This is a genomic window from Aeromicrobium sp. S22 (assembly GCF_009661045.1).
Classification (GTDB): domain Bacteria; phylum Actinomycetota; class Actinomycetes; order Propionibacteriales; family Nocardioidaceae; genus Aeromicrobium; species Aeromicrobium yanjiei.
Genome location: NZ_WJWV01000003.1, coordinates 217,564 through 241,803, shown reverse-complemented (window position 1 = coordinate 241,803; position 24,240 = coordinate 217,564). Strand labels below are relative to the sequence as shown.

The following is a 24,240-nucleotide window of genomic DNA, read 5'->3' as shown; positions in this document are numbered from 1 at the left end:
CAGTCGGACTGTGAGTCGCACCACCCCGCGGCCCGCCCGTTGGAGGAGCCCACCATCGCTCCCCCGGCCACCCACCACAGAGAGCACCACAGTGACCGTCAGCAGCAGCAATCCCTCACCCTTTGGAAGCCAGCACGAGCAGGTGGTCTTCTGCCACGACGAGGCCACCGGCCTCAAGGCGATCATCGCGATCTACTCGACCGCCCTCGGCCCCGCCCTCGGCGGCACCCGCTTCTACCCCTACGCCTCTGAGCAGGAGGCGCTCACCGACGTCCTCAACCTGTCGCAGGGCATGGCCTACAAGAACGCCCTGGCCGGCCTCGACCTCGGCGGCGGCAAGGCCGTCATCATCGGCGACCCGGCAACGCTGAAGACCGAGGCGCTGCTGCGCGCGTACGGCCGCTTCGTGCAGACGCTGGGCGGTCGCTACTTCACGGCATGCGACGTCGGCACGTTCTCGGCCGACATGGACCAGATCGCCCGCGAGAGCCGGTACGTCACGGGTCGCACGGTCGAGCACGGTGGCGCGGGCGACTCCTCGGTCCTGACCGCCTTCGGGGTCTACCAGGGCATGCGGGCCTCGGCCCAGCACCTGTGGGACGACACGTCGCTGGCCGGCAAGCGCATCGGCGTGGCCGGCGTGGGCAAGGTGGGGCGCCACCTGGTCGGACACCTCGTGGACGAGGGCGCGGAGGTCGTCGTGACCGATCCGTACGAGCCGGCCGTCACCTCGCTCCTCGAGACGTACCCGGGCGTGCGGGCGGTCGCCGACACCGACGCGCTCATCCGCGAGCCGCTGGACGTCTACGCCCCGTGCGCGCTGGGCGGCGCACTCAACGACGAGTCGATCGAGGCGCTGACCGCAACGATCGTGTGCGGTGCGGCCAACAACCAGCTCGCACACGACGGCATCGAGAAGCGGCTCGAGGAGCGCGGCATCACCTACGCACCGGACTACTGCGTCAACGCGGGCGGCGTCATCCAGGTCGCGGACGAGCTGGACGGCTTCGACTTCGATCGGGCCAAGATGCGCGCGACCAAGATCTTCGACACCACCCTGGGCGTGCTGCAGCGCGCGAAGAGCGAGGGCGTGCCCCCGTCGATCGCCGCCGACCGCATGGCCGAGCAGCGCATGCGTGAGGTCGGCCGGCTCCGGCAGATCTACGTCAAGAGCTGAGCGAGCACAGCGAAGGCCCGGTCACCAGCGTCAGCTGGCGGCCGGGTCTTCGCGCTCGAGATCGCGGTACGGCTCGGGGATGGGGTCACCCGATTCGCCGTGTAGCTCTCGCTGCAAGGTGTTGAAGTCAGTGTCGGGCGTCCGGTACTTCAAGTCGCGCGCAACTTTGGTCTGTTTGGCTTTCGCACGGCCGCGGCCCATGAGGCTCGACCCCCTCGCAGAGAAATAGTCAGTTTGTCGTGCTGCAAGCCTACCCACAAGTCACAACAATTCTCACATCGACCCCCCGTGGGGGCCGAAATTGTGTACGAATCAGCGGTGAGCGCCCGTGAGGGTGACCGTTCCGCCGTCGCCGTGGACCCCTGCGTCGGCCACGTGACCGGCGATCCACGCGTGCACGCCGTGCTCGGCCAGCAGCCGGATCGCCGCATCCGCGGCATCCGGCGCGACCAGCGCGACCATGCCGACGCCCATGTTGAGGGCGAGGTCGAGATCCTCCTGCGCGACGCCGCCGAGCGAGCCGACGAGTCCGAAGACCGGCTGCGGCGACCACGTCGACCGGTCGACCCGCACCGACACGGTGCTCGGCACGACCCGGGCGAGATTGGCCGCGAGACCGCCACCGGTGATGTGCGACATCGCATGCACCTCGACGTCCTTGGCCAGCGCCAGGCAGGGCAGCGTGTACAGACGCGTCGGCGTCAGCAGCTCCTCGCCGAGGGTGCGCCCGAACTCGGGCACGTGCCGGTCCAGGCTCCAGCCTGCTCCGCCCTGGTCCGCCGGCGCGAAGAAGACGTGCCGTACCAGGGAGTAGCCGTTGGAGTGCAGTCCGCTCGACGCCATCGCGATGACGACGTCGCCGGGGCGCACGAGCTCGGGACCGAGCAGGGCATCGGCCTCCACCACGCCGGTCGTGGACCCCGCGATGTCGTACTCGTCGACACCCAGCAGGCCGGGGTGCTCGGCGGTCTCGCCGCCGAGCAGCGCGGTGCCCGACTCCGCACACGCCTGGGCGATGCCCTTGACGATGTCGGCGATGCGCTCGGGGACGACCTTGCCGGTCGCGATGTAGTCGGTCATGAACAACGGCTCGGCACCGCAGACGACCAGGTCGTCCACGAGCATGCCGACGAGGTCGAAGCCGATCGTGTCGTGCTTGTCCATGCGCTGGGCGATCTGCACCTTGGTGCCGACGCCGTCTGCGGACGTCGCGAGCAGCGGGCGGTCGTACGCCTTGAGGGCCGAGGCGTCGAACAGTCCTGCGAAGCCACCGATGCCACCCACGACCTCGGGACGCCGGGCCTTCTCGACCCACTCCTTCATGAGCTCGACCGCGCGGTCGCCCTCTTCGATCGAGACGCCGGCGCTGGCGTAGGAGATGCGGGGAGCGTCGTTCACTGGATGACCTCGAGCGGCAGCTGGTCCTGGACCTCGAGGAGATGTTTGCCGATCACATCATCATCGGGGAGTGCAACGGGATAGATGCCGTCGAAGCAGGCCCGGCACAGGTTGTCCTTCGGCACGTTGGTGGACTCGACGAGCTGGTCGAGCGAGATGTACGCCAGCGAGTCCGCGCCGACCGAGCGGCAGATCTCGTCGACCGAGATGCCGTTGGCGATCAGCTCGGCGCGGGACGCGAAGTCGATGCCGTAGAAGCAGGGCCACTTGACCGGCGGCGACGAGATGCGCACGTGCACCTCGGCCGCGCCGAACTCGCGCAGCATCCGCACGAGCGCGCGCTGGGTGTTGCCGCGGACGATGGAGTCGTCGACGACCACCAGCCGCTTGCCCGCGATGACGTCACGCAGCGGGTTGAGCTTGAGCCGGATGCCGAGCTGGCGCAGCGTCTGGGAGGGCTGGATGAAGGTGCGCCCCACATAGGAGTTCTTGACCAGACCGTGGCCGAACGGGATGCCCGACTCCTCGGCGTAGCCGATCGCGGCCGGGGTGCCCGACTCCGGGACCGGGATGACCAGGTCCGCCTCGACCGGGAACTCGCGGGCCAGGCGACGGCCGATCTCCGCGCGCACCGAGAACACCCGCTGGTCGGAGATCGTGGTGTCCGGGCGGGCCAGGTAGACGTACTCGAAGATGCAGCCCTTGGGCTCGGCCTTTGCGAAGCGTTCGGCACGCAGGCCGTTCTCGTCGATCGCGATGAACTCGCCGGGCTGGATCTCGCGGATGAAGGAGGCGCCGACGATGTCGAGCGCCGCGGTCTCGCTCGCGACGACCCACCCGCGCTCGAGACGTCCGAGGACCAGCGGGCGGATGCCCTGTGGGTCGCGGGCGGCGTAGAGCGTGCCCTCGTCCATGAAGACCAGCGAGAACGCGCCGCGCAGCTGCGGCAGCACCTCCAGCGCGGCCTCCTCGACCGAGCGGTCCGGATAGGACGCCAGCAAGGACGCCATCACCGCGGTGTCCGACGTGGCCGTCTCGCCCTTGCCGGAGTCGCGGCCGGCCTCGGCGTCGCGGGCACGGAGCAGGGCCGCGAGCTCCGCGGTGTTGGTCAGGTTGCCGTTGTGGCCGAGGGCGACCGATCCCGCAGCCGTCGGCCTGAACGTCGGCTGCGCGTTGTGCCAGACGCTCGAGCCGGTCGTGGAGTAGCGCGCGTGGCCGATCGCGACCTCACCCTTGAGCGACTCCAGGGTCGCCTCGTCGAACACCTGGGAGACGAGTCCCATGTCCTTGTAGACCAGGATCTGGCGGCCGTTGCTGACGGCGATGCCGGCCGACTCCTGCCCGCGGTGCTGCAGGGCGTACAGACCGAAGTAGGTCAGCTTGGCGACTTCTTCGCCCGGCGCCCAGACACCGAACACGCCGCAGGCGTCCTGGGGTCCGGCGTCCTGGGGATCGAGATCGTGGGTGAGGCGTCCATCTCCGCGGGGCACGTCTTCAGTGTAGGGGCCCCTCCCCGAGGCGTACCAATCTTTCCCGCGTGACGAGACGGCCCCGCGCACCGTGCCCGTCACAGCCGACTCGGGTTGCGACCCGCGTCGTCCACCGATCAGATGGGGCCATGAGCACCGACACGATCACCGTCCAGCGCACGATCCTGGCACCGCCGGAGCGCATCTTCGCACTGCTGTCGGACGCCTCCCGGCACAGCGAGTTCGACGGATCGGGAACCGTCCGTGGCACCCGCGAGTCGTCGCAGCCGCTGAGGCACGGCTCGAGGTTCGGCATGGCGATGCACATGGGCGTGGGCTACCGCACGTCCAATGAGGTCGTCGAGTTCGAGCAGGACAGGCGCATCGCGTGGCGGACGACCGGGTTCAAGGGACTGATCGGCGGTCGGGTCTGGCGCTACGAGCTCGAGCCCGTCGGCGGCGGGACCCTGGTGACCGAGACGTGGGACATCTCCCGGGACCGGCAGCGGTTCTTCCTCGCGCACAGCAAGATGCCGGCGGCCACCAAGGTCGCCATGCGCAGGACGCTCGACCGCCTCGCGGCCCAGCTGGAGGAGCAGAGCCCCGCCGGCAACGCGTGACGAGACCGCATCGACCCTCTAGGGTGGCATGATCCGCGTCACATCTTCGAGGGAGAACCATGACCGCGACGATCCCGCCCGCCACCTTCTTGTCGGACTTCCTCGCCGCGCGAGCCGCGGAGCGGCCCGATCAACCCTGCTGGGTGTTCGGCGAGCGGACCTGGAGCTGGGGCCAGGCCCACGACTCGGTCCGCCGGGCGGCCGGCGCCCTGCAGGCCGACGGCGTACATCGTGGCGACCGGGTCGCGGTGCTGGACAAGAACAACCCGGCCGTGCTGCAGGTCCTCCTCGGCGGATGCCACCTGGGCGCCGCCACGACGGTCGTCAACTGGCGCCTGGCGGGCGATGAGCTCGACTACGTCCTCAACGACTGCGGCGCCAGGATCGTGTTCGTCGGCCACCAGCTCCTCGACCAGCTCGCACTCGTGCGCGACCGCCTGGAGCACGTCGAGAAGATCGTCGTGGTCGGCGGTGAGGACGACGAGCTGGAGGCGTGGCTGGCCGCCGGGACCCCGACCGACCGGCAGCCCGGCGTCGAACCCGGTGACGTGTGCGTCGTGATGTACAGCTCGGGCACGACCGGGCGGCCCAAGGGCGTCCAGCTGACCCAGTCCGCGATGGTCGAGCACAGCCTCAACGGCGCGGGCGACACCCGCTACGACGACGGCGACATGCTGCTCGTCGCGATGCCGATGTTCCACGTGGGCGGCACGTCGTACGCCCTTCTCGGCCCTGCGCTCGGTGTGCCGGGCTACATCGTCCCGGAGGTCGAGGCCTCGCTCATGGCCGCCGGGATCATGGCCGGGGCGACGCATGCGTTCCTGGTGCCTGCCGTCGTCGCGGCCCTCGTCGCGGCGGGCCCGCAGGCCATGGCGCTGTTCGGCCGGCTCAAGGCGGTCGGCTACGGGGCCGCGCCGATGCCCCTGCCGGTGCTGCGGGCCGCTCTGGACGCGTGGCCTGACACTGAGTTCCAACAGGTCTACGGCATGACGGAGTTCGGTGGCGTCATCACGGTCCTCGACGATGCCGCGCACCGCGACGACGAGCACCCCGAGCGCCTGGTGTCGGCGGGTCGCCCGGTCCCCAAGGCCGAGATGCGGATCGTGGACCCCACGACGCTCGAGGACGTCCCTGCGGGCCGCTCGGGCGAGGTCTGGTTCCGGACCCCGCAGGCGACCATCGGCTACATCGGCCGCCCCGAGGCCACCGCGGAGCTCATCACCCCCGACGGCTGGATCCGTACGGGCGATCTCGGGCGGGTCGACGAGGACGGCTTCTTGTTCATCGAGGACCGGCTCAAGGACATGATCATCACCGGCGGCGAGAACGTGTACTCGCCCGAGGTCGAGCGCGTCCTCGCCGAGCACCCGGCCGTGGCCGAGATCGCGATCATCGGGGTCCCGGACGACCGCTGGGGCGAGACGGTCAAGGCGGTCGTCGCGTTCCGGCCAGGGGCGTCCGCGACCGCGGACGAGCTGATCGCGTTCGCGAGGGAGCGGCTCGCGGGCTACAAGGTGCCGTCGTCGATCGACGTGGTGGAGGCGCTCCCGCGCAATCCGTCGGGCAAGATCCTCAAGCGCGATCTGCGCAAGCCCTACTGGGGCGACGGCTCGCGCCAGGTGTGACCGGCCGGGGACGCAACGTGGCCCCGATCATCCAGGGGAGGGACCGGGGCCACGATGGCCACCACCCTAGCGGGAGCCGTCCCTCCCGTCACACCTGCAACACCGATGTGGTGACAGACCTCTCATGGGGCACGTACCCTCGAAGGCATGCGCCTGGTGCCTTCCCCCACCTCGCGGCTCACGATCACCGGTCTCCTGACCGGCCTGGCCGCGTCCGTCCTCCTGTCCACCCCCGCCTCCGCGGCCTCCCCGCCGCCGGCTCCCGGCGACTTCACGGGGCACGGCTTCGACGCGTGCGTCGCGCCGAGCCAGAGCGTCATGGACACCTGGAACCTCCGCTCCCCGTTCAGCGCGGTCGGCATCTACGTGTCGGGCAACTCGCGCTACTGCGGTGACAAGTACCAGCCCAACCTGAAGGCGTCGTGGGTCACCAAGAACGCCGCCAACGGCTGGCGCTTCATGCCGATCCACGTCGGCCGCCAGGCGCCGTGCTTCAAGAACAACCCCCAGAGCCGGGTCCAGAAGAAGCGCATGTCGGTCAACGTCGCCAAGGCCCGCGGCCAGGCCCAGGCCGAGGCCAAGGAGACGATCGCCGCGCTGAAGAAGTACGGATTCGCGAAGGGCACCCACTCCTATCTCGACATCGAGTGGTACGCCCGGACCGCCGCGTGCGACCGCATCGTGCTGGAGTTCGCCGATGCGTGGACCGAGTACCTCCACGCGAAGGGCTACAAGTCCGGCGTCTACTCCAGCGGCTCGGCGGCGATCGCCGCGATCGACCAGGCCCGCGCCTCCAAGCGCAAGGGATTCACGCTCCCCGACCAGATGTGGCTCGCGTGGGTCAACAAGAAGGCCGACACCAAGGGCGGACCGTATCTGTCCGACGCGGGCTGGAAGCAGCAGCGGATCCACCAGTACCACAACGACATCGACGTGACGTACGGCGGCAAGAAGCTCACGATCGACAAGAACTACCTCGACGTGGGCCGTGGATCGGTCGCCGTCAAGCAGTCGCTGCCGTGCAAGAAGCGGATGACGTTCAACGCCTACCCGACCCTGAAGGTCGGCAGCAAGGGCGCCGAGGTGGCCGCGCTGGAGTGCCTGCTGAAGTCGCAGCGCCTGCTGAAGTCGGTCGACACGACGTTCGGCACCGGCACCGCGAAGGCCCTGGACAAGTACCGCGCGACGAAGGGCTGGGGCGCCACGGGCCGCACCACCCGGGCGACCTGGACCGCCCTGCTCGCGCACGGCACCAACCCCCGCGTCCTCAAGTACGGCTCCGTGGGCCAGTCGGTGTGGCGCCTGCAGCGCTCCCTGATCGCCGCCGGCGTACGTCCGCGCATGACCGGCGTCTACGACAACAACACGGTCAAGGCGGTCCAGGCGTACCGCAAGGCGCGCAAGCTGTCGTCGTACACCACGACCGAGTCCACGGTCTGGGCCCAGCTGCAGCGCGGCAAGACCGTCTGAGCCATGGCCCTGGTGTCGGCGCACCGCGGGGGCGTCGGCGGTGATCGCCGCGCCCAGAACACCCTCGCTGCGTTCGAGTCGGCCATCGCGATGGGCTGCGACTACGTCGAGTTCGACGTCCGGCTCACCGCCGACGGCACGCCGGTCATCTTCCACGACGACGAGCTCGACGACGACGCCGTCCTGCGCTCGATCGCGCGGCACCGGCTCGAGCAGTTCACCGGCGTCCTGGTGACCCTCGAGAGCGTGCTCGACGTGATCCGCGGACGCATCAAGGCGCACGTCGACCTCAAGGTCCCCGGCCACGAGATCGAGACCGTCTCCCGCGTCGTGGCGGTGCTGGGAGTCGAGAACGTCGTGGTCACGACGTCCGAGGACGCCTCGGTGCGCCGGCTCGTGGCGTGGTCACGGCAGCATGCGCCGGGGATGCTGGTCGGGTTGTCGTCGGGCCCGCGGTCGTCACGCGACCACCGGCTCGCGCGCTGGTGGGTCGCGGCGGAGTCGGCGTTCCCCCGCACCCGGGTGCGCCTGAGCCGGGCCAACGTCGTGGTCGCGCACAAGGTCGTGGCCCGGTGGTCGCTCAAGGCGTACGCCCGGCGGCGGGGCCTGCCGCTGATCGTCTGGACCGTCGACCGGCCCGACGAGCTCGCGCGCTGGATGAACGACCCCGATGTCTGGATGGTGACCACCAACCACCCCGAGCGCGCGTTCGCCGCCCGGCGGTGAGCTCAGGCCTCGTCGAGGGGCAGCAGGTGCGACAGGTCCGACCGCTCCCCCGACGCCCGGATCGAGGCCTGCGACCAGGCGAGTCGACCCCGCCCGAGCGCGATCCACGTGGGGGCGTCCATCTCGACGACCGCCGGTGGGGTGCCACGGGTGTGGCGTGCGCCCGCGATGCACTGCACGGCCGCGAACGGGGGGATCCGCACCTCGACGCTGGCGCCGGGCGCTCGCTGCACCAGCAGCGCCGCCAGGTGCTTGGTGGCGGCCTTCAGGTCCTGCCGGGTCCCGGTCCCGGCGTCCAGCCGGGCGCAGATCGCCGCGAACTCCTCGTGCGTGAGGGGGGAGTACCGGGCCATCGGATGCCTCAGACCAGCTGGGAGCCGAGCACGGCCGGCAGGGTCTCCTGCCACGCGGCCTTGAGCTCCGCGACCGGGATGCTGAGCTGTCCCTCGACGACCAGGTCGGTGCCGCCCGTACGCCCCACGGAGGCGAGCTCGACCCCGTGCTTCTGCGCGAGGGCGACGAGCTCCTCGTGGCGGTCCTCCGCGACCGTGATCATCGCGCGCGCCGAGGACTCGCTGAACAGCTCGAGGAACGGGTCCTCGAGATCGACCGTGACGCCGACCCCGTGCCGGAAGGCTGCCTCGGCGAGGGCCATCGCGAGCCCGCCGTCCGACAGGTCGTGAGCCGACTCGACGACACCGGTCGCGGTGGCCTCCAGCATGAGCGCGGCGAGAGCCGCCTCCGCCTCGAGGTCGACGACGGGGGGCAGGCCGCCGAGGTGGTGGTGGACCACGTCGGCCCAGGTCGATCCGGAGAGCTCCTCGCGGGTCTCCCCCAGCACGAGCACGTGGCTGCCCTCGGCCGTGAAGCCGTGCTTGATGCGTCGGCGCACGTCCTCGACCACTCCGAGGACGCCCACGACGGGCGTCGGCAGGATCGGGGTGTCGCCGGTCTGGTTGTAGAAGGACACGTTGCCGCCCGTGACGGGGATGCCGAGCACCGCGCAGGCGTCCTTGAGCCCGTGCGTCGCCTGCTCGAACTGCCACATGACGTCGGGGTTCTCGGGCGAGCCGAAGTTGAGGCAGTCGGTGACGGCCAGCGGGCGACCGCCGGTCACCGCGACGTTGCGGTACGACTCGACGAGCGCCAGCTGCGCGCCGACGTACGGGTCGAGCTTGGCGAAGCGGCCGTTGCAGTCCGTCGAGACCGCGACACCGAGGTGGCTGCTCTCGTCGACACGGATCACGCCGGCGTCCTCGGGCTGGGCCAGGACGGTGTTGCCCTGCACGTAGCGGTCGTACTGGTCGGTGACCCACGACTTGTCCGCCATGTTGGGCGACGAGACGACCGCCACGAGCTGATCGCGCAGCTCGTCGCCGGTCGTGGGCCGGGGCAGCTGCTCGGCGACGTCGGACTGCAGGGCGTCCTGCCAGGACGGACGCGCGTAGGGGCGGTCGTAGGTGGGGCCGTCGTGGGCCACCGAGCGCGGCGGGACGTCCACGACGGTCTCGCCGTGCCAGTCGATCACGAGGTGGTCCCCGTCGGTGACCTCGCCGACCACGACGGCCTCGACGTCCCACTTGCGGCAGATCGCCATGAACGCGTCGAGGTGCTCGGGCTCGACCACCGCCATCATGCGCTCCTGCGACTCGCTCATGAGGATCTCCTCGGGCGAGAGCGTCGAGTCGCGCAGCGGCACGGTGTCGAGCTCGACGTGCATGCCACCGCTGCCGGCCGATGCGAGCTCGGACGTCGCGCACGACAGGCCCGCACCGCCCAGGTCCTGGATGCCGTTGACGACCTTGGCCGCGAACAGCTCGAGGGTGCACTCGATCAGGAGCTTCTCCATGAACGGGTCGCCGACCTGGACGCTCGGGCGCTTGGCCGGCCCGTCCTCGTCGAACGTCTCGGACGCCAGCACGGACACGCCGCCGATGCCGTCGCCACCGGTGCGAGCGCCGTACAGGACGACCTTGTTGCCGACGCCCGACGCGAAGGCGAGGTGCAGGTCCTCGTGGCGGAGCACGCCCACGCAGAGGGCGTTGACGAGCGGGTTGCCGAGGTAGGTCTCGTCGAAGACGACCTCACCGCCGACGTTGGGCAGGCCCAGGCAGTTGCCGTAGCCGCCGACGCCCGCGACGATCCCGGGCAGCACGCGCTTGGTGTCCTCGGCGTCCAGCGGGCCGAAGCGCAGCGGGTCCATGACCGCGACCGGACGCGCACCCATCGCCAGGATGTCGCGGACGATGCCGCCGACGCCGGTCGCGGCGCCCTGGTAGGGCTCGACGTACGAGGGGTGGTTGTGCGACTCGACCTTGAAGGTGACCGCATAGCCCTGGCCGATGTCGATGACGCCCGCGTTCTCGCCGATTCCGGCGAGGGTCTTGCCGAGCGGCGTCTCCTGCGGGAGCTCGCCGAACTTCTTCAGGTGCACCTTGCTCGACTTGTAGGAGCAGTGCTCGCTCCACATGACCGAGTACATCGCCAGCTCGGCCCCCGTGGGGCGTCGCCCGAGGATCTCGCGGATGCTCGCGTACTCCTCCTCGCGGAGTCCCAGCTCGGCCCAGGGCTGATCCTGGTCGGGGGTGCTGGTGGCGTGGGCAACGGTGTCGAGCTGGCGGGCTGCAGTCACGGGCCGATCCTATCGGTCCGCGCACCCCCGACCGCGCACCGAGTGGCGCACCCCGACCCGCGACTGGCGCAGAAGTGGACGACACGCCGTCCCACTTCCTTCACCTTGCGCCAGTCGCGGGTCGGGTTGGGGTCAGCGCCAGGCGCCGCGTTCGTGCTGGGGCGGGTACGGCGCCTCGTCGCGCGGGACGCCCAGCTCGTGGGCCGCGCGCAGCGGCCAGGCGGGCTCGCGGATCGCGACCCGGCCGAGCATCACGGCGTCGGCCGCGCCGTCGAGCAGCACCTGCTCGGCCTGCGCTGGCTCGGTGATCAGGCCCACGGCCGAGACCGGCAGGCCGCTGCGCTTGCGGACCTCGTACGCGAACGGGACCTGGTAGCCGGGCTCGACCGTGATCTGCTGGTGCGCGACGAGGCCGCCGGATGAGATGTCCACCAGGTCGACGCCGTGCTCGCCGAGCACGCTCGACAGCCGGGCGGTCTGGTCGACGTCCCAGCCGTCGGGCGCCCAGTCGGTGGCCGAGAGCCGTACGAACAGCGGCTTGTCCTCGGGCCAGACCGCGCGCACGGCGTCCGCGACCTCGACGATCAGGCGCGTCCGGTTCTCGAACGAGCCGCCGTACTGGTCGGTGCGGTGGTTGGACAGGGGTGAGACGAACTGGTGCAGCAGGTAGCCGTGCGCGGCGTGCAGCTCGGCGACGTCGAAGCCGGCCCGGTCGGCGCGGACCGCGGCGTCCGCGAACGCCTGCGGGATCGCGGCGACCTCATCGGTCGTCAGCTCGCGCGGCACCGCATATCCCTCGTACGCCAGCGCGGACGGGCCGACCGTCTCCCACCCGCCGTCGTCGGCGGGCACCGAGTCGGTGCCGGCGCCGAACGGCGAGTACGTCGAGGCCTTCCGGCCCGCGTGCGCGAGCTGGACGGCCGCGACCGCGCCCTGTCCGCGGACGAACTCGACGATCCGGCGCCACGGCGCGATGTGCTCATCGCTCCAGATGCCCACGTCCTCGGGGCTGATCCGTCCTTCGGGCACGACGGCGGCGGCCTCGGTCATCACGAGGCCGAATCCTCCGGCGGCGTGCTGGCCGAGGTTGACGAGGTGCCAGTCGTTCGGCATTCCGTCGCGCTCGAAGGCGCTGTACTGGCACATCGGGGCGAGCCAGATGCGGTTGCGCGCGGTCACGCCGCGCAGGGTCAGGGGTTCCAGGAGAGCAGGCACTCGGGGTTCAACCCTGCCCGTCGGCACGGCATTCCTCAAGGGCTGCAGCAGCCCATCGTGACATCAACGATGTCACGGTTCGAGACGTCCGATGTCGCTCGAGGCGCTTGCGGCGCTATCGTGTGTCAGGTCCAGGGGCCGGACGGAAAGAGCACTGCATGACGGAGTCGAGGCAAGGGCAGCACGCTGACCCATGGCCGCCGCCGTTCTCGGAGTCCTACGTCAAGGATGCGCGGGCGCTGCTCGAGCGCCGTCCGGCGCTCGTGGTCGTCGGTCCGCCCGGCAGCGGCCGCAACCGTCTCGCGGCCGAGATCGCGGGCCTCGACCCCGACGGCACGGCCGTGGCCCGGCACGTCGCCCACCACGGCGAGAAGGACCTGCGCTGGTTCACGGTCCAGCAGCTCCTGCCGAGGCTCGACCTCGCCCCTGACGTCGACGACCGGGCGGCCGAGGCAGCGGTGCGCGCGGCGGTGCAGACGCTTCCCGAGCACGAACGGACGTTCGTGCTGACCAACGCCCACCTGTGCGACCCCGCAAGTGTGCGCGTCCTCAGCCGCGTCGCCGCGACGGGCGATCTGCGACTCGTCGCCACGCTGGCTCCGGAGACGGTGATCAGCCAGCCCCACCTGCTGGGCGTCGCCGAGGTCGTCCAGCTGCTCCCCCTCGACAGCGCCGCGGTCACCGCGCTGCTGCAGACCCGCTTCGGCGCGGTCCCGCACCCGACCGTCGTCCAGGTGCTGCTCGAGCGGACCGCCGGATCGTACGGTGTGCTGCGCGAGGTCTGCGACGCTGCGTGCGAGGCGGGCATCATCGTGGCCGTGGAGGGCGTCCTCGTCCTCAACCCCGACCGCACCGATGCCACGTCGGAGCGCCTGTCGGCCCTGTGGGCTCCCGAGACCGTCGAGCGGCTGGGCGGCGGACCGGCCATCGCCGAGCTGATCGACCTGACCGCGCTCCTCGGCGGACTCGACCTGGCCGAGGCACGCCGCCGGCTCGACCCGACGGCCATCGACGTCGCGGTCGCCCACGGCACGCTGCGGGACGCCGCCGGCTGGCTCAGGTTCGCGTCCCACGCCGAGGCCACCGTGCTCCGACGGACGATGGCGCCCGAGCGACAGCGTGAGCTGTTCGACCGCTGGGCGGACCAGTTCCCGTCCACGCTGGACCGCCCCGGCGTCGCCCTCCTGGCCGCTGAGTGGTGGCTCGCCACCGATCATCCGCTCTCACCGGAGCTCGCGTCGCGCGCGGCCCGGGAGGCGAATCTCGCGGGCCGGCACCAGCGCGCCCTCGCCTTCACCGATCCCGCCCACCACGAGGTCGACAGCGTCGTCGCACCGCTCGAGCGCGCGTACGCCTTCCTCGAGCTGGGCGCACTCGACGACCTGGCCACGATGTTCGAGGGCCTCGATCCGCAGGACCTGTCCGAGGACGAGCTGTTGCCCTACGTGCGCTGGGTCGCGCGCCGGGACGCCGGGGCGGACCAGCAGGACCTGCTGGACCGCGCGACGTCCTCCGCCGATCCACAGGCTGCCCGTCGCCGCACCGCCGTCAGGTCGCTCGCGGGCCTCGTCGACAGGTGCCAGTCGGAGTCCGGCGACGAGCTCGTCTCCGAGCTGCGGGCGCTGACCTTCTCCGCTCGGCTCTCACCGGGCAACCGTGCCCTCGCGTTCACCGCGCTGTCGACGGCGCAGCGGCAGTCCGGCCATGCGGACCGGGCCGTCGAGTCCGCCGAGTTCGCCCTGCGTCTGCTGCTGGACGGGCCCGACCAGCCCAGCGCGTTCCACCTCGACGTCGCCCGCGAGGCGCACGTCCTGGCGCTCATCACGGCTCTCGACCTCGCCGAGGCCGACCAGGCCATCACCGACTACTCCTCGGGCGTCCTCGGCCTCGCCGGCAGCGGGCGCATGACGGCAGCCCTGCGCTGCCTGCTCGACCTCGTTCGCGGCGACGTGCAGGACGCGCTCGTCAACGCCCGCCTCTGCCTCGCCGCGCTGCGCCACCACGACCCGCACCAGATCCGCGGCCGGGTCGAGGCGATGCTGGCGCTGGTGCTCGTGCAGAGTGGCCGTCACGACGAGGCGCACGATCTCCTGGAGGTGTCCAGGACGCACACTGCCCGCCGCCTCCAGCACGACCTCGAACGCCGTATCACCCAGGCCTGCGCCCATGACGCGCTGGCGGAGCCGGAGGAGGCGCTCGCGCTCCTCACCGGGGTCGCCGCCGAGGCCCGCTCCCACCAGCTGCGCCTCGCCGAGATCGATGCGTGCGTGCTGAGCGTCCAGATCGGCGGGCCGCCCTACCTGCCCCAGCTCATCGATGCGGTCGACGACCTGGTCGAGCCCGTCGGCACGCCGGCGGTCTGGCAGACGTTCGCCCGGGCCGCCCAGGCGTACGACATCCCGGGGCTCGTCGCCCTCGCCGAGGAGCTCGAGGTCCGGGAGGCACGGTTCTACGCAGCCGCCGTCGCCCAGTACGTCCTGGACATGGCTCGCCGCGCGACCGATCTGCGGCCCCTCACGCGCACGCGCCTGCAGGAGCTGGCCGACCCCGTGTCGCACCGCCACATCGAACCGACCTGACGGCGGGTCCTCAGATCGAGCCGGCGATGGTCCCGACAGCAGCCAGCAGGGTCACGACGATCGAGATCGGGATGAGCCACAGCGCCATGACGGTGATCGAGATGTTGGTGCCGATCTTGGGCGGCGCGAAGTAACGCGCGTGCTCGAGATCGCCGACGCCGTCGATCCATCGCGCCGTCATCTGGGTGCCCTGCCAGACGCCACGCAGGCGGCCCATGACCCGCCAGCCGCCGCCACCCGCGATCGCCGCCAGCGCGCCGCGGGACTCCTCGACCCGGCCCGACATGCTCACGAGGATGGCCAGCTCGGTGGCGAGCCGGTCGGGGTCAGCGGCTGCGCGCATCACGCGGTGACGGCGACCCCAGAACAAAGCACTGACCGCAGCCATCGCGACACCCAGGACGACCATCACGGCGCCGACGGATCCACCGGCCAGGAACCCGAGCACCAATGTCGCGGCGATGAACGGCAGCGGCACAGCACCCACCACCGCGGTGGGGATGCGCAGCACGCTCACAGCGACGCTGATCGCGCGGGCGGCCCGCACCGACACCTCGGCGGTGCGGCCGTCCACCCGGGCGGCCATGTCGTCGAAGGCCGCGTTGGCCTGTGCACCGAGCGATTCTCCCTGACGGAACCTCATGCTGCCATCCTACGGACCCGCTGGGCCTGCGCAGCGCCTCAACGACCGCCCGGCACGACCTCGAGCTCGCGCAGGGCCTTGCGCACCCGTCGGTCGAGGTACGGCGCGAGCGTTCGCACGTACGTCGTGGTCAGGTGCGTCTGGTCGCGATACACCGAGACGCCGCCGATGACCGACGGGCAACGGGTCGCGGTGCAGTAGTAGTCGGTCATGTCCACCAGAGCCGCTCGCGGGCTCTGCGCGACGGCCTCGGCGTTGCCGTCGAACCGCCGCAGGCCGTACGACCTCGAGGTCCCGCACCGCTGCGGGTCGTCGACGCCGTTGCGCTCGACGCACTGGGCGTTCGTGTCGGTGCTGCGAGGGTTGTCGACGATCGCGACGACGGGGGCGTCGGTCTCCTTCCAGGCCTCGACGAGCCCCCACACGACGGTCTCGGTCCGGCTGAGACCCTCCGGACGATCGCCGATCCGCAGGCTCGTGGCGTGCGTGGTCAGCACCGCGTCGTACGTGCCCTTGCTCTCGCGCAGGTGGTCGGTCAGGTTGGCCTGCCATGCGCGGCAGGCCGCCTCCTGGTCCTCGCCGTCGAGGTCGATGTCGGCCGCGGTCCAGTAGCAGCCGGCGTGCGCGGCGACGTCGATGCGCCAGTCGTTCTTCTCGGCCATGTAGCGATAGGTCTCCAGCAGTGCCGCCGCGTGGGAGTCGCCGACCGCGAACAGATGCAGGTCGTAGCCCGTCTGCGGCCCGAATGAGCACATGTTGAGCTCCTCGACCCCGTTGGTCGCCCAGCAGTCGCGGAAGTCGGGCTCCTCCTGCGCGGCGACCGCGGGGTCGACGACCGTCAGCGGCCGGCCCAGGGGGTCGCCGCACCCCGTGGCGTCGGCATCGATCGCCGCGGCCCCGACGCAGGCCGGGAGGTCGTCGAGCACCTTGGCGGACGCCGTGACCTCGTCGCTGCGGACGTCCTCGACGTACGCGCGCCCGGCGAGCGCCACGACCATCACCGGGGCCATCGCCGCGAGGGTCGCCCCCAGCACGTGGGACGGCCGCAGGCGCGGGAGGTTCCAGAAGCGGATCGGCTCCTCGAGGCACCTCGTGGACAGCCACGACAGGATCACCGCGGCGCCGAAGATCGCGATCTTGTCGGAAGTCGTCAGCGGGTGGAGCGTGATGAACGGGACGATCACGATGAGGGGCCAGTGCCACAGGTACAGCGAGTACGAGATCCGGCCGAGCAGGGCCACCGGCGCGAACCGGCCCAACGGTGTCATGAACGTGGGCACTCCCCAGCGCATCAGCACCACGGTGGCGAGCACGGGCACGGCCGCCGCCCAGCCGGGGAAGGGGGTGTCGCCGTCGATCACGACCATCGAGCCGATGATCGCCGCGAACGCCAGCACCGCCGCGGTGCGGACCACGACGAGACCGCGGCGCGTCAGGGTCGCGATCAGCGGCGGAGCGAACGCCGCGATGCCCCCGAGGCCGAACTCCCACCCGCGCGTGAACGTCGAGAAGTAGGCCGTGCCGGGGCTCGCCGAGCTGAGATGGATCGAGTACGCGAACGACAGGGCGGTGACGATCACCAGGACGCCGAAGATCGCCCGGTACCTGTCCAGCACGAACAGTCGGGCGGCCAGGATCGCGACGATGATGACCATCGGCAGACCCACGTAGAACTGCTCCTCGACCGACAGGCTCCAGAAGTGCTGCACCGGCGAGGGCAGGTTCTCCGCCCCGAGGTAGTCGACCGAGTCGCGGGCGAGCTGCCAGTTCTGGACGTACAGCGCGGACGCTGCGACCTCGGTCAGGAACCGCTCCTGAAGGTTGCGGGGCACCGTGAGCAGGACTGCGACCGCCGTGACGAGCAGGACCAACAGGGAGGCGGGCAGCAGCCGTCTGGCGCGCCCGGCCCAGAACCTCCTGAGGTCGAGCGTGCCCGTGCGGTCGACCTCGCGGGCGAGGTGGTCGGTGATGAGGAATCCGCTGATGACGAAGAAGACGTCGACGCCGGTGAATCCGCCGGGCAGGGCCTCCGGCCACAGGTGGTAGACCACGACCGCCACCACCGCGAGGGCACGCAGCGCCTGGACGTCCGCCCTCAGGACGTGACCGCCGATCAGGCGTCGTCGGCTGGACCGGTGCTGTGCCACCGCGCCACTTTACGTGCTGCCGCGCCCGGTCCGCTCGGCGACAGGCACTTAGGCTGCTCGCGTGGCCATCGTCCTGTCCCTCGTCTCGGCGCTCGCGTACGGCGTGTCCGATTTCCTCGGCGGGATCTTCTCCAAACGCGCCTCCGCGTGGCAGATCGCGGTCGTGGGTCAGTCGTCGTCCACCGTCTTCAGCCTCGCGGTCGCCCTCGTGGTCGGCGGCTCCCCCACCGGCCGCGACCTGCTGTTCGGCTCGCTCGCCGGCCTCGGGGGCGGATTCGGTGCGGCCTTCCTCTACCGCGGCCTGTCGAGCGCCCGGATGGGTGTCGTCGCCCCGATCTCGGCCATCGGCGCGGCGCTGATCCCGGTCGCGGTCGGGCTCCTGACCGGGGACCGGCCGTCCGGGATGGCCCTGGTCGGTGTCGTCTGCGCCTTCCCCGCGATCGCGCTGATCTCGCGGGTCGTGGACGACGACCCGGCCCACCGCGGCGGGGTCCTCGACGGCGTGCTGGCCGGGGTGGGCTTCGGGATGCTGTTCGTCTTCCTCGGGCAGATCGGCGACGACGCGGGGCTGCTGCCTCTCGCGGCGTCCCAGGGCACGTCGATCGTCGCGGTCATCGTGACCGCGACCGTGCTGCGCCAGGCCTGGTTCCCGCGCGACCGCGCGGCCTGGGCTGCGGTGTCGATGGGACCCCTCGGCGCGACGGCACAGGGCGCGTTCATCTACGCGACCCACCACGGCCTGCTGTCGATCGTCTCGGTGATCTCGTCGCTCTACCCGGCCAGCACCGTGCTGATCGCTGCGGTGCTGCTGCGCGAGAGGATCCACCGCTGGCAGGGCATGGGCCTGGTCTTCGCCGCCTTGGCCGTCGCCCTGGTCGCCGCCGGCTGACCTCCCGCCCCAGCCCCCGCCCCAGATTTGCGGACTTCTGCACGGAATCCGCGCGCGGAACGGTGCAGGAGTCCGCAAATCTGGGTGGGGTTACTTGAGGAACTTGCTGGTCGAGCGGTCCTTGAGCGGCTTGCCGCCGGTCTGGCAGGTGGGGCAGTACTGCAGGGACGAGTCGGCGTAGACCACCTCGAGCACGGTGTCACCGCACACCGGGCACGTCTCCCCCGCGCGTCCGTGGACGCGCATGCGAGTCCGCTTGTCGTCCTTGAGCTCGTCGGCGGGCTTGCCGCGCGCCTCCTCGACGGCCTCGCGCAGGACGCTCTGCACCGCTGCCTCGAGCCGGTCGATCTCCTCCTCGCCGAGGCTCTCGGCGATCGCGAACGGCGACAGCTTCGCGGCGTGGAGGATCTCGTCGCTGTACGCGTTGCCGACCCCCGCGATGATCTTCTGGTCCCGCAACAGCCGCTTGACCTGCATCCGCCTCGCCAGGAGCGGACGCAGCTCGAAGCCCGGCGCGAGCGGATCCGGGCCGAGGGCCGCGATGCCTGCGACGTCCGCCGGGTCGTTGACGACGTACATGGCCAAGCCCTTGCGGGTGCCTGCCTCGGTGACGTCGAAGCCGATGGTCGGGCCGTCCCCGCGGTCCAACCGCACCCGCGCGGCAATGTTGCTGGCGCCCAGCTTGAGCTTGGTCTCGGGAAGCTTGTCCGACCACCGCAGCCAACCGGCCTTCGCGAGGTGCACGATCACGTGGATCCCGCTCACGTCGATGTCGATGAACTTGCCGTGTCGCGTGACCCCGGTGACCTCCATGCCCTGCAGCGCCGAGACCGGCGGGTCGTACGTCTTGAGCACCGCGAAAGACGCCAGCTCGACGGCGGCGACGGCGGCACCCGTCATCTGCTCGTCGAGGAACTCGACCAGTGCGTTGACCTCCGGCAGCTCGGGCATGGGTCAATCATCGTGCCTGGCGCGGGAATTCTCCACGGTTGGAGGACGGCTGAGCCGTCGCCGTCTCACCGCGCTGCCGCCTCCCGGTGCCGGTCCAGCCAGCGCATCACGGGCGTCGCGGTCACCCCGTGGAGCACGACCGAGACCGCGATGACGAAGGCGGTGGTCGACCACAACGTGTCGACGTCGCTGAAGTCCTCGCGCCCCGTTGCGTACGCGAGGTAGTAGATCGAACCGATGCCGCGGATGCCGAAGAAGGCCGTCGCGAGCCGCTCCCGTGGTCCGAGGTGGTCATCGCCGACCCGGTCGACGGGCTTCGGTCCCACCCGAAGTGCGACCCAGGCCGTGACCGGTCGGACGACCAGGATCAGCAGCAGGCCCACCGTGACTCCGCGCCAGCTGAGCGAGTCCAGGAGGCCGTCGGAGATCGCGACTCCGAGCACGAGCAGGACCACGAGGGTGAGCAGCCGCTCCAGCCGCTCGATCACCTCGTGCATGAGGGCGTGATAGTCGGCGCTGCGCTCCATCGACCGCAAGGTCATGGCGCAGACGAAGACGGCCAGGAAGCCGTAGCCGTGCACGACCTCGGCGGCTCCGTACGACAGGAGCACCGCAGCGAGAGCCAGGAGCGGCTCGCCCGTCTCGGCCGTGCGGATCGACGGGCGACTCGACCGGAATGCCGCTTTGGCGAGCGCCCAGCCGACGACCGCCCCGACACCGACGCCCACGACGGTCATCTCGACCAGGTCCATGAAGACCCACTTGACGCCCCACTCCCCGAGCGTGGTGGCGGCCACGACGAGCATCGCGAGGTGGACGAACGGGAACGCGAGGGCGTCGTTGAGACCTGCTTCGGACGTCAGCGCGAACCGCACCTCGTCGCGCTCGTCGATCTCGGTCGCGTCCTCGGCGTCGGTCGTGGGTCCCTCGACCTGCACGTCCGAGGCGAGCACGGGATCGGTCGGGGCCAGAGCGGCACCGAACAGGATCGCCGAAGCCGGTGCCAGCCCCAGCACCCACCAACCCAACCACGCCGCGACGGCGATCGACATCGGCATGGCCAGTGCGAGGAGGCGCCACGTGGTCCCCCACCGCTTGAACGAGGCCCAGGAGCGGAAGCTGAGCGGGCGATCGAGGGCGAGGCCCACCCCCATCAGGGAGATGATCACCGTGAACTCGGTAAGGTGCTCCAGCACCGCGCGGTCCTCGACCGGGCTGATCCGCACCTCGTCCGGGAGGGGCAGGAGGCCCGCCAGCACCCCGAGAGCGAGCAGGACGACCGGTGCTGACAGGGCTACCGTCCGCAAGGCGTGCGGCAGGACCACTGCCAGCAGGAGGGCCAACCCGATCAGGAGGTAGACGAAGTCGGCGTTGATCAGGTCATCCACCGGGGGTAACTACCCGCGAAGAGGCGTCTCAACCCGCCGATCACCCCGTGAAGGTCAACCACAGCAGGGAAGCATTGAGGGCGATCACGATCGCGGCGACGACCCACGCGGCGACGGTCGTGCCGCGCGCGTTGACGTGCTCGCCCATCAGGTCGCGCCGTGACGTCAGCAGGACGAGGGGGACCAGCGCGAACGGGATGCCGATCGACAGCACCACCTGCGACACGACCAGCGCCCGGCTGGGCTCGGCCCCGAGCACGAGGACCACCAGAGCGGGGATCAGCGTGACGACCCGGCGCACGAGGACCGGCAGGCGTACACCCAGGAGTCCGTGCATGACCTCAGCCCCGGCCGCGCTCCCGACCGACGTCGAGGCGAGTCCTGAGCCCAGCAGCGCCACCGCGAACAGCAGCGCGACGCCGGCGCCCAGCTCGGACGTGACCACCCGGTGGACGCCCTCGAGCGTGTCGGTGTCATCGAGGCCTTCGAGGCTCGTGGCCGCGACCACGAGCAGCGACAGGTTGAGCATCCCCGCGAGCAGCAGCGCCAGGACGACGTCGGTGCGGGTCGCCCGCAGCAGCTGCCGCACCGAGTGCCCGTCGCCACGCGAGCCCAGGCGCGACGTGGTGAGGCTCGAGTGCAGATAGATCACGTGCGGCATGACGGCCGCGCCGATGATGCCGGATGCGAGCAGCACGCTCTCGGAGCCCTCGAACTGCGGGATAAGCCCCTCCGCCAGCGGCCCCGCCGACGGCGGATCGATGAACAGCCCAGCCATGAACCCCACGGCGATGAGCAGCAGGAAGCCCATGATGACGCGCTCCAGCGCGCTCTGGCCCCGCATGTCACCCACCCGCAGGATCACCATGGCCACGGCTGCCGTGATGATCGCGCCCACCACGAGGGGCAGGTCGAACAGCAGCTTGAGCGCGATCGCGCCGCCGACGACCTCGGCGAGATCGGTCGCGACCGCGATGCCCTCGGCCTGCAGCCAGTACGCGATGCGGGGCCCCCGCGGCAGCCTCTCCCCCATGTGCTCGGCGAGGGACTGCCCGGTGACCATCCCGAGCTTCGCCGAGAGGTACTGCACCACCACCGCCATGATGTTGGCCATCACCACGACCCACACCAGGGTGTAGCCGAACGTCGAGCCTGCGGTCACATTGGTCGCGACGTTGCCCGGATCGACGTACGCGACGGCCGCGATGAACGCAGGGCCGAGCAGGCCGAGTCGCGGCAGCCGATCCCTCACGAGCATGAGCACCAGCATGGCGCACGGGCCACGGCGCCGCCGGACGCTGGTCGTCCGCGGACGGCGAGCCGCCGGCACACACGGCGCCGTGCTGCCCTAACCTGCCGGGCATGGCCATCATGATCAGGGACAAGATCGTCCAGAACTCCCAGAAGTTTCTCCGACCGGATGAGCCCGTCGTGGCCGTCATGGTCGGTCAACGCATCAGCGGATGGTGGGGTGCACTGACCTACCTGTGGATCTTCTGGAACCGCTTCGAGGCGGTCGTCGTCACGACCCAGCGCATCGTCGTGCTCGACTGTGGCAAGTGGACGCAGGGCACCCCCAAGTCGGTGCTGCGCGAGCTGCCGCGCAACACCCGCATCGGCCCCGCGAGCGGGCTGTGGTGGAAGTGCACGACGCTCGGCGAGAAGCTCTACATCCACCGCCGCTTCCACAAGGACGTCGCGCTGGCGGACGCGATGCTGACCGCCTGACCCGCCTCCGAACGACGAACGACGCCGCCCCCTGGTGCGTGACCGGGGGCGGCGTCGTGTGTTCGTCGTGCGGGAGTCTCCTACGAGGAGGAGTAGACCGTGGTCGAGCCGGAGCCGCCGGAGCGACGGCGTCCGCCGCCACCACCGCGGTTGCCACCCGAGCCCTGCGGGCGTCCGCCGCCGTTGCCGCGGAACCCACCCTGCGGGCGGCCTCCGCCACGGCTGCTGGACCCACCGCGGCTGCCGCCGCCGTTGCCGCCCGAGCGGGCGCCCTGGCGGACCGACGAGGCGTGCGGAGCGGCGGTGCCGGCGCCCGAGAGCGCCTCGACCGTCATCGGCGACGGCGCGGTGCGCGCATCGTGGTGACGTGCCGTGACACCGGCCTTGTTCTGCAGCTGCATGACGTCGCGCAGAGCCTCGGGCGTCGTCATCGTGACGACGGCTCCGGACTCTCCGGCGCGAGCCGTGCGGCCCGAGCGGTGCTGGTACGCCTTGTGCTCGGCGGGCGCGTCGTAGTGCACGACCAGACCGATGCCGTCGACGTGGATGCCGCGTGCCGCGACGTCCGTCGCGACGATGACGCTGGCGCGACCCGAGCTGAACGCCTCGAGGTTGCGCTCACGGTGACGCTGCGAGAGGTCGCCGTGCATGTCGACCGCTTCGATGCCGTTCTGCGTGAGCTGCTTGGCCAGGCGCATGGCACCGCGACGGGTCCGCGTGAAGACGATGCTGCGCGGGTTGGCGCGCAGCAGGTCGAACGCGGCCTTGGACTTCTCGGTCGATCCGCTGACCAGGACGTGGTGCTCCATCGTGTCGACGGCACTCTCGCCCGAGTCGACCTCGTGGAGGACGTGCTGCGGCAGGTGGCGCTTGACGAGCTTGTTGACGTCACCGTCGAGCGTCGCCGACAGCAGGAGCCGCTGGCTGCTCTCGGGCGTACGACCGAGGATCGCGTCGATCGGCTTGTAGAAGCCGAGGTCGCACAGGTGGTCGGCCTCGTCGAGGACCGTGATCTCGATGTCGTCGAGGGTCATGCAGCGGCGATCCAGCAGATCGGTCAGACGACCCGGGGTCGCGATGACGATGTCGACGCCGTTCTTGAGCGTGTTGATCTGCTTGTTGATCGGCACGCCGCCGTAGACGGTCGTCAGGCGCAGGCCCATCTTCTGGGCGAGCGGCTCCATCGCGGCGCGGACCTGGGTGGCCAGCTCGCGGGTCGGCAGCAGGATCAGACCACGCGGGGCCTTGGGGCGGCTCGTGCGACCCGCGAGGCGGACCAGCACGGGGATGCCGAAGGCGAGGGTCTTGCCGGAGCCGGTACGGGCACGGCCGAGGACGTGCTTGCCGGCCAGAGCGTCGGGGACGACCGCCAGCTGCACCGGGCTGGGGTTGACGATGTCCTGACGCTCGAGCGCCTGGACGAGCGGCTGGGGAAGGGAAAGGGTGGAGAAGGTGGGCAGCACAGTGCTGCCGGCAGGCTGATTCAAGGAACTCACAGACGTATCGGGACGGTGCCCGCAAACCATTTCACGCAACGGATGCGCTACTTCGTCGGGCCGGAACAGCGCAGAATTGCGCGTTCA

The 24,240-nt window shown here is 70.8% G+C and carries 20 protein-coding genes; 8 read left to right on the top strand and 12 right to left on the bottom strand.

The genetic code is table 11. The annotated features are described in order from the left end of the window. The first annotated feature begins 91 nt into the window (after positions 1–91). Entirely contained in the window at positions 92–1,177 is a 1,086-nt protein-coding gene (locus tag GEV27_RS14115) for a Glu/Leu/Phe/Val dehydrogenase dimerization domain-containing protein (protein ID WP_243838845.1), read from the top strand. Positions 1,178–1,207: 30 nt separating this feature from the next. Here the strand turns inward: GEV27_RS14115 and GEV27_RS14110 are convergent, their stop codons facing one another. From GEV27_RS14110 to purF, 3 genes are all read right to left on the bottom strand, one after another. Then, complete coding sequence (locus tag GEV27_RS14110) at positions 1,208–1,378, bottom strand: DUF3073 domain-containing protein (RefSeq protein ID WP_153651523.1); 171 nt, start codon at positions 1,376–1,378, stop codon at positions 1,208–1,210. A gap of 111 nt (positions 1,379–1,489) precedes the next feature. Continuing rightward, the gene (gene purM, locus GEV27_RS14105) at positions 1,490–2,575 is read right to left on the bottom strand and encodes a phosphoribosylformylglycinamidine cyclo-ligase (protein ID WP_309222268.1); all 1,086 of its coding nucleotides are present in this window, start codon (positions 2,573–2,575) and stop codon (positions 1,490–1,492) included. After that, on the bottom strand, positions 2,572–4,065 hold the full coding sequence (purF, locus tag GEV27_RS14100) for an amidophosphoribosyltransferase (protein WP_309222267.1): 1,494 nt from the start codon (positions 4,063–4,065) through the stop codon (positions 2,572–2,574). The genes purM and purF overlap by 4 nt, the downstream gene beginning before the upstream one ends. 128 nt (positions 4,066–4,193) lie before the next feature. On the opposite strand from purF, the gene GEV27_RS14095 reads away from it, so the two are divergent. The 4 genes from GEV27_RS14095 (at position 4,194) to GEV27_RS14080 (ending at position 8,485) form a co-directional block, all read left to right on the top strand. Then, positions 4,194–4,664, top strand: a complete 471-nt coding sequence (locus GEV27_RS14095) for an SRPBCC family protein (protein WP_153934880.1) — start codon at positions 4,194–4,196, stop codon at positions 4,662–4,664. A 59-nt stretch (positions 4,665–4,723) separates the two neighbouring features. Beyond that, positions 4,724–6,289, top strand: coding sequence for a long-chain-fatty-acid--CoA ligase (locus tag GEV27_RS14090; protein ID WP_153934879.1), 1,566 nt, complete (start codon positions 4,724–4,726; stop codon positions 6,287–6,289). 147 nt (positions 6,290–6,436) lie between these two features. Continuing rightward, positions 6,437–7,759 carry a glycoside hydrolase domain-containing protein gene (locus GEV27_RS14085; protein WP_153934878.1) on the top strand — a complete coding sequence of 441 codons (1,323 nt, stop codon included), beginning with the start codon at positions 6,437–6,439 and terminating at the stop codon, positions 7,757–7,759. A 3-nt stretch (positions 7,760–7,762) separates the two neighbouring features. Further along, positions 7,763–8,485 carry a glycerophosphodiester phosphodiesterase gene (locus GEV27_RS14080; protein ID WP_153909540.1) on the top strand — a complete coding sequence of 241 codons (723 nt, stop codon included), beginning with the start codon at positions 7,763–7,765 and terminating at the stop codon, positions 8,483–8,485. Between the two features lie 2 nt (positions 8,486–8,487). Here the strand turns inward: GEV27_RS14080 and GEV27_RS14075 are convergent, their stop codons facing one another. The 3 genes from GEV27_RS14075 to GEV27_RS14065 form a co-directional block, all read right to left on the bottom strand. Then, on the bottom strand, positions 8,488–8,838 hold the full coding sequence (locus tag GEV27_RS14075) for a sterol carrier family protein (RefSeq protein WP_153651516.1): 351 nt from the start codon (positions 8,836–8,838) through the stop codon (positions 8,488–8,490). Between the two features lie 8 nt (positions 8,839–8,846). After that, a complete protein-coding gene (purL, locus tag GEV27_RS14070; RefSeq protein ID WP_309222266.1) occupies positions 8,847–11,117 on the bottom strand; it encodes a phosphoribosylformylglycinamidine synthase subunit PurL in 2,271 nt (756 codons plus the stop codon). A 132-nt stretch (positions 11,118–11,249) separates the two neighbouring features. Continuing rightward, on the bottom strand, positions 11,250–12,332 hold the full coding sequence (locus GEV27_RS14065) for an NADH:flavin oxidoreductase/NADH oxidase (RefSeq protein ID WP_309222265.1): 1,083 nt from the start codon (positions 12,330–12,332) through the stop codon (positions 11,250–11,252). 158 nt (positions 12,333–12,490) lie between these two features. Between GEV27_RS14065 and GEV27_RS14060 the strand changes: the two genes are divergently transcribed. Further along, the gene (locus GEV27_RS14060; protein ID WP_153934877.1) at positions 12,491–14,911 is read left to right on the top strand and encodes a hypothetical protein; all 2,421 of its coding nucleotides are present in this window, start codon (positions 12,491–12,493) and stop codon (positions 14,909–14,911) included. 10 nt (positions 14,912–14,921) lie between these two features. Here GEV27_RS14060 and GEV27_RS14055 read toward each other — a convergent pair whose 3' ends face one another. Beyond that, positions 14,922–15,554 carry a hypothetical protein gene (locus GEV27_RS14055; protein ID WP_153909544.1) on the bottom strand — a complete coding sequence of 211 codons (633 nt, stop codon included), beginning with the start codon at positions 15,552–15,554 and terminating at the stop codon, positions 14,922–14,924. A gap of 38 nt (positions 15,555–15,592) precedes the next feature. Further along, on the bottom strand, positions 15,593–17,701 hold the full coding sequence (locus GEV27_RS14050) for an acyltransferase family protein (protein ID WP_153934876.1): 2,109 nt from the start codon (positions 17,699–17,701) through the stop codon (positions 15,593–15,595). A gap of 61 nt (positions 17,702–17,762) precedes the next feature. On the opposite strand from GEV27_RS14050, the gene GEV27_RS14045 reads away from it, so the two are divergent. Beyond that, positions 17,763–18,590, top strand: coding sequence for an EamA family transporter (locus GEV27_RS14045; protein WP_309222264.1), 828 nt, complete (start codon positions 17,763–17,765; stop codon positions 18,588–18,590). A gap of 90 nt (positions 18,591–18,680) precedes the next feature. On the opposite strand, the gene GEV27_RS14040 is transcribed toward GEV27_RS14045, so the two are convergent. The 3 genes from GEV27_RS14040 to GEV27_RS14030 form a co-directional block, all read right to left on the bottom strand. Continuing rightward, positions 18,681–19,541 carry an Fpg/Nei family DNA glycosylase gene (locus GEV27_RS14040; protein ID WP_153909546.1) on the bottom strand — a complete coding sequence of 287 codons (861 nt, stop codon included), beginning with the start codon at positions 19,539–19,541 and terminating at the stop codon, positions 18,681–18,683. Between the two features lie 65 nt (positions 19,542–19,606). Beyond that, positions 19,607–20,929, bottom strand: a complete 1,323-nt coding sequence (locus tag GEV27_RS14035) for a cation:proton antiporter (protein WP_309222263.1) — start codon at positions 20,927–20,929, stop codon at positions 19,607–19,609. A gap of 40 nt (positions 20,930–20,969) precedes the next feature. Beyond that, positions 20,970–22,187, bottom strand: a complete 1,218-nt coding sequence (locus GEV27_RS14030) for an Nramp family divalent metal transporter (RefSeq protein ID WP_153934875.1) — start codon at positions 22,185–22,187, stop codon at positions 20,970–20,972. 104 nt (positions 22,188–22,291) lie between these two features. Here GEV27_RS14030 and GEV27_RS14025 point away from each other — a divergent pair, with 104 nt between their 5' ends. Next, positions 22,292–22,657: a hypothetical protein gene (locus GEV27_RS14025; RefSeq protein ID WP_153651507.1), complete on the top strand. Its 366-nt coding sequence runs from the start codon at positions 22,292–22,294 to the stop codon at positions 22,655–22,657. An 80-nt stretch (positions 22,658–22,737) separates the two neighbouring features. Here GEV27_RS14025 and GEV27_RS14020 read toward each other — a convergent pair whose 3' ends face one another. Continuing rightward, entirely contained in the window at positions 22,738–24,153 is a 1,416-nt protein-coding gene (locus GEV27_RS14020; RefSeq protein ID WP_309222262.1) for a DEAD/DEAH box helicase, read from the bottom strand. Positions 24,154–24,240 lie beyond the last annotated feature (87 nt).

Excerpts from the sequence above, each read along its gene's own strand:
- GEV27_RS14110 (WP_153651523.1), bottom strand. The coding sequence starts at position 1,378 with ATGGGCCGCGGCCGTGCGAAAGCCAAACAGACCAAAGTTGCGCGCGAC.
- GEV27_RS14095 (WP_153934880.1), top strand. The coding sequence starts at position 4,194 with ATGAGCACCGACACGATCACCGTCCAGCGCACGATCCTGGCACCGCCG.
- GEV27_RS14090 (WP_153934879.1), top strand. The coding sequence starts at position 4,724 with ATGACCGCGACGATCCCGCCCGCCACCTTCTTGTCGGACTTCCTCGCC.
- GEV27_RS14085 (WP_153934878.1), top strand. The coding sequence starts at position 6,437 with ATGCGCCTGGTGCCTTCCCCCACCTCGCGGCTCACGATCACCGGTCTC.
- GEV27_RS14080 (WP_153909540.1), top strand. The coding sequence starts at position 7,763 with ATGGCCCTGGTGTCGGCGCACCGCGGGGGCGTCGGCGGTGATCGCCGC.
- GEV27_RS14075 (WP_153651516.1), bottom strand. The coding sequence starts at position 8,838 with ATGGCCCGGTACTCCCCCCTCACGCACGAGGAGTTCGCGGCGATCTGC.
- GEV27_RS14060 (WP_153934877.1), top strand. The coding sequence starts at position 12,491 with ATGACGGAGTCGAGGCAAGGGCAGCACGCTGACCCATGGCCGCCGCCG.
- GEV27_RS14055 (WP_153909544.1), bottom strand. The coding sequence starts at position 15,554 with ATGAGGTTCCGTCAGGGAGAATCGCTCGGTGCACAGGCCAACGCGGCC.
- GEV27_RS14040 (WP_153909546.1), bottom strand. The coding sequence starts at position 19,541 with ATGCCCGAGCTGCCGGAGGTCAACGCACTGGTCGAGTTCCTCGACGAG.
- GEV27_RS14030 (WP_153934875.1), bottom strand. The coding sequence starts at position 22,187 with ATGCTCGTGAGGGATCGGCTGCCGCGACTCGGCCTGCTCGGCCCTGCG.
- GEV27_RS14025 (WP_153651507.1), top strand. The coding sequence starts at position 22,292 with ATGGCCATCATGATCAGGGACAAGATCGTCCAGAACTCCCAGAAGTTT.